Annotated in this window: 2 tRNA genes and 2 rRNA genes; all 4 read left to right on the top strand. The window is 50.5% G+C overall.

Annotation, left to right across the window (positions count from 1 at the left end):
* Positions 1–186: 186 nt before the first annotated feature.
* The 4 genes from EXY25_RS18685 to EXY25_RS18670 all read left to right on the top strand — a co-directional run bounded on the left by EXY25_RS18685 (position 187) and on the right by EXY25_RS18670 (position 5,195).
* A 16S ribosomal RNA gene (locus EXY25_RS18685) occupies positions 187–1,728 on the top strand.
* Between the two features lie 67 nt (positions 1,729–1,795).
* Positions 1,796–1,872 (top strand) — tRNA-Ile (locus EXY25_RS18680).
* A gap of 98 nt (positions 1,873–1,970) precedes the next feature.
* A tRNA-Ala gene (locus tag EXY25_RS18675) sits at positions 1,971–2,046 on the top strand.
* Positions 2,047–2,306: 260 nt separating this feature from the next.
* A 23S ribosomal RNA gene (locus tag EXY25_RS18670) occupies positions 2,307–5,195 on the top strand.
* The 16S and 23S rRNA genes sit together here with 2 tRNA genes alongside, the layout of an rRNA operon.
* Positions 5,196–5,214: the final 19 nt, after the last annotated feature.

Below are 5,214 nucleotides of genomic sequence, written 5' to 3'. Positions count from 1 at the left end.
GTTGACCGGGCAGCCAAGCTAAGGTTTGGCGAGATGCAACAGCATCGTTCTTTAACAATTTGGTCAGACAATCTGTGTGGGCGCTCACGGGTGTTGAAGTAATCAAAGATTATTCAACGAAACGTAAGCGACCATGTAGAAATACATGTAAGTAATAAGTTGAGTTGAGACAAAGATTAAAACTTTTAATTGAAGAGTTTGATCATGGCTCAGATTGAACGCTGGCGGCAGGCCTAACACATGCAAGTCGAACGGTAACATGAACTAGCTTGCTAGTTTGATGACGAGTGGCGGACGGGTGAGTAATGCTTGGGGATCTGCCTTGAGGTGGGGGACAACAGTTGGAAACGACTGCTAATACCGCATAATGTCTACGGACCAAAGTGGGGGCTCTTCGGACCTCACGCCTTTAGAGGAACCCAAGTGAGATTAGCTAGTTGGTGGGGTAAAGGCTCACCAAGGCGACGATCTCTAGCTGGTCTGAGAGGATGATCAGCCACACTGGAACTGAGACACGGTCCAGACTCCTACGGGAGGCAGCAGTGGGGAATATTGCACAATGGGCGCAAGCCTGATGCAGCCATGCCGCGTGTGTGAAGAAGGCCTTCGGGTTGTAAAGCACTTTCAGCGAGGAGGAAAGGTTATGTCTTAATACGGCATAGCTGTGACGTTACTCGCAGAAGAAGCACCGGCTAACTCCGTGCCAGCAGCCGCGGTAATACGGAGGGTGCAAGCGTTAATCGGAATTACTGGGCGTAAAGCGCGCGTAGGCGGTTAATTAAGCCAGATGTGAAATCCCCGGGCTCAACCTGGGAATTGCATTTGGAACTGGTTAACTAGAGTTTTGTAGAGGGTGGTAGAATTTCAGGTGTAGCGGTGAAATGCGTAGAGATCTGAAGGAATACCAGTGGCGAAGGCGGCCACCTGGACAAAAACTGACGCTGAGGTGCGAAAGCGTGGGGAGCAAACAGGATTAGATACCCTGGTAGTCCACGCCGTAAACGATGTCAACTGGGAGTCTGTGGATTTAATCCGTGGGTTCCGAAGCTAACGCGATAAGTTGACCGCCTGGGGAGTACGGCCGCAAGGTTAAAACTCAAATGAATTGACGGGGGCCCGCACAAGCGGTGGAGCATGTGGTTTAATTCGATGCAACGCGAAGAACCTTACCTACTCTTGACATCCAGAGAAGCCAGTAGAGATACAGGTGTGCCTTCGGGAGCTCTGAGACAGGTGCTGCATGGCTGTCGTCAGCTCGTGTTGTGAAATGTTGGGTTAAGTCCCGCAACGAGCGCAACCCCTATCCTTAGTTGCCAGCGATTCGGTCGGGAACTCTAAGGAGACTGCCGGTGATAAACCGGAGGAAGGTGGGGACGACGTCAAGTCATCATGGCCCTTACGAGTAGGGCTACACACGTGCTACAATGGCGGATACAGAGGGTTGCGAAGCCGCGAGGTGAAGCTAATCTCACAAAGTCCGTCGTAGTCCGGATCGGAGTCTGCAACTCGACTCCGTGAAGTCGGAATCGCTAGTAATCGTAGATCAGAATGCTACGGTGAATACGTTCCCGGGCCTTGTACACACCGCCCGTCACACCATGGGAGTGGGTTGCTCCAGAAGTGATTAGCTTAACCTTCGGGAGGGCGATCACCACGGAGTGATTCATGACTGGGGTGAAGTCGTAACAAGGTAGCCCTAGGGGAACCTGGGGCTGGATCACCTCCTTATATAAATTGCGGACGCATTCGTTGAGTGTTCACACAGATTGTCTGACTGAAATGTAGAGCAACTGTTGGGTCTGTAGCTCAGTTGGTTAGAGCGCACCCCTGATAAGGGTGAGGTCGGTAGTTCAAATCTACTCAGACCCACCACTTTTGCTTCATTCTTCGTCGTGATAAAGCTCATGTGCTGTACGCACACATCGCTTCATCCCTTCTCGACTGAATCAAAAGTACATCACTTATTGCATGGGGCTATAGCTCAGCTGGGAGAGCGCCTGCCTTGCACGCAGGAGGTCAGCGGTTCGATCCCGCTTAGCTCCACCATCTTTACGGTGGCCGGTTCAACAGTGACTTACAAGAGCTCAAATATAAGCAGGTTGATGTTTATATTTGAGTTTTTCTCCCTCTAGGGGATTAAATGCTCTGCTCTTTAACAATTAGGAAATGCTGACAAAAGCAAGTTTAGAAAACGAAAGTTTTTTGAAGTTGCCATAGTCACTCTATCTGAACAATTTGTTCAGAAAAGATTTTGGCGAAGTCATTACCAGCACAGTCATTAACTTGAGACCTTTTAGGGGTTGTATGGTTAAGTGACTAAGCGTATGCGGTGGATGCCTTGGCAGTTAGAGGCGATGAAGGACGTGTTAATCTGCGATAAGCATTGGGAAGTTGATAAAAGACGTTATACCCAATGATTTCCGAATGGGGAAACCCGGTACTCTTTGAGTATCATCTGCAACTGAATACATAGGTTGTAGAGGCAAACGCAGGGAACTGAAACATCTAAGTACCTGTAGGAACAGAAATCAATTGAGATTTCGTTAGTAGCGGCGAGCGAACGCGAATTAGCCCTTAAGCTTTTTATGAGTTAGTGGAACGGTCTGGAAAGTCCGGCGATACAGGGTGATAGCCCCGTACACGAAAACAATTTTAAAGTGAAATCGAGTAGGTCGGGACACGTGATATCTTGACTGAACATGGGGGGACCATCCTCCAAGGCTAAATACTCCTAACTGACCGATAGTGAACCAGTACCGTGAGGGAAAGGCGAAAAGAACCCCTGTGAGGGGAGTGAAATAGAACCTGAAACCGCATACGTACAAGCAGTGGGAGCCCCTTCGGGGGTGACTGCGTACCTTTTGTATAATGGGTCAGCGACTTACATTCTGTAGCAAGGTTAACCGTATAGGGGAGCCGTAGGGAAACCGAGTCTTAACTGGGCGTCGAGTTGCAGGGTGTAGACCCGAAACCGAGTGATCTACCCATGGCCAGGTTGAAGGTTGAGTAACATCAACTGGAGGACCGAACCCACTAATGTTGAAAAATTAGGGGATGAGCTGTGGGTAGGGGTGAAAGGCCAATCAAACTCGGAGATAGCTGGTTCTCCCCGAAAGCTATTTAGGTAGCGCCTCGGACTTATGCCACTGGGGGTAGAGCACTGTTTCGGCTAGGGGGTCATCCCGACTTACCAACCCGATGCAAACTCCGAATACCAGTGAGTACTATCCGGGAGACACACGGCGGGTGCTAACGTCCGTCGTGGAGAGGGAAACAACCCAGACCGCCAGCTAAGGTCCCAAAGTTATCACTAAGTGGGAAACGATGTGGGAAGGCTCAGACAGCTAGGAGGTTGGCTTAGAAGCAGCCACCCTTTAAAGAAAGCGTAATAGCTCACTAGTCGAGTCGGCCTGCGCGGAAGATGTAACGGGGCTAAGTGATACACCGAAGCTGCGGCAATGCGATTTATCGTATTGGGTAGGGGAGCGTTCTGTAAGCGGTTGAAGGTGTGCTGTAAGGCATGCTGGACGTATCAGAAGTGCGAATGCTGACATGAGTAACGACAAAGCGGGTGAAAAACCCGCTCGCCGGAAGACCAAGGTTTCCTGTCCAATGCTAATCAGGGCAGGGTAAGTCGACCCCTAAGGTGAGGCCGAGAGGCGTAATCGATGGGAAACAGGTTAATATTCCTGTACCGACATGTACTGCGATGGGGGGACGGAGAAGGCTAAATGGGCCAGGCGTTGGTTGTCCTGGTTTAAGTGTGTAGGTTGATGGTTTAGGTAAATCCGGACCGTCTTAAGACTGAGACACGATATCGAGATTCTACGGAATTGAAGTCATTGATGCCATGCTTCCAGGAAAAGCCTCTAAGCTTCAGGTACATGTTGATCGTACCCCAAACCGACACAGGTGGTCAGGTAGAGAATACTAAGGCGCTTGAGAGAACTCGGGTGAAGGAACTAGGCAAAATAGTACCGTAACTTCGGGAGAAGGTACGCTGCTGACGGTGATGGGACTTGCTCCCTAAGCTGTTGGCAGTCGCAGTGACCAGGTGGCTGGGACTGTTTATTAAAAACACAGCACTCTGCAAACTCGAAAGAGGACGTATAGGGTGTGACACCTGCCCGGTGCCGGAAGGTTAATTGATGGGGTTATCTTCGGAGAAGCTCTTGATCGAAGCCCCGGTAAACGGCGGCCGTAACTATAACGGTCCTAAGGTAGCGAAATTCCTTGTCGGGTAAGTTCCGACCTGCACGAATGGTGTAACCATGGCCACGCTGTCTCCACCCGAGACTCAGTGAAATTGAAATCGCAGTGAAGATGCTGTGTACCCGCGGCTAGACGGAAAGACCCCGTGAACCTTTACTACAGCTTGGCAGTGAACATTGAACCTACATGTGTAGGATAGGTGGGAGGCTTTGAAGCGGTGACGCCAGTCATCGTGGAGCCAACCTTGAAATACCACCCTTGTATGTTTGATGTTCTAACCTAGGTCCCTTATCGGGATCGGGGACATTGCCTGGTGGGTAGTTTGACTGGGGCGGTCTCCTCCCAAAGAGTAACGGAGGAGTACGAAGGTTAGCTAATCACGGTCGGACATCGTGAGGTTAGTACAATGGTATAAGCTAGCTTGACTGCGAGACAGACACGTCGAGCAGGTACGAAAGTAGGTCATAGTGATCCGGTGGCTCTGTATGGAAGGGCCATCGCTCAACGGATAAAAGGTACTCCGGGGATAACAGGCTGATACCGCCCAAGAGTTCATATCGACGGCGGTGTTTGGCACCTCGATGTCGGCTCATCACATCCTGGGGCTGAAGTCGGTCCCAAGGGTATGGCTGTTCGCCATTTAAAGTGGTACGCGAGCTGGGTTTAGAACGTCGTGAGACAGTTCGGTCCCTATCTGCCGTGGGCGTTTGAGAATTGAAAGGGGCTGCTCCTAGTACGAGAGGACCGGAGTGGACGAACCTCTGGTGTTCGGGTTGTCATGCCAATGGCATTGCCCGGTAGCTAAGTTCGGAACTGATAACCGCTGAAAGCATCTAAGCGGGAAGCAGGCCTTGAGATGAGTTCTCACTGGGACTTTAAGTCCCCTAAAGGGTTGTTGAAGACTACGACGTTGATAGGCAGGGTGTGGAAGCGTTGTGAGGCGTTGAGCTAACCTGTACTAATTGCCCGTGAGGCTTAACCATACAACCCCTAAGAAGTTTT

Origin of the sequence: Corallincola spongiicola (assembly GCF_004284785.1) — a bacterium.
Classification (GTDB): Bacteria; Pseudomonadota; Gammaproteobacteria; order Enterobacterales; family Neiellaceae; genus Corallincola; species Corallincola holothuriorum.
Note: the sequence above shows the minus strand (reverse complement) of the source record. Positions and strands in the feature narration are given on the sequence as shown.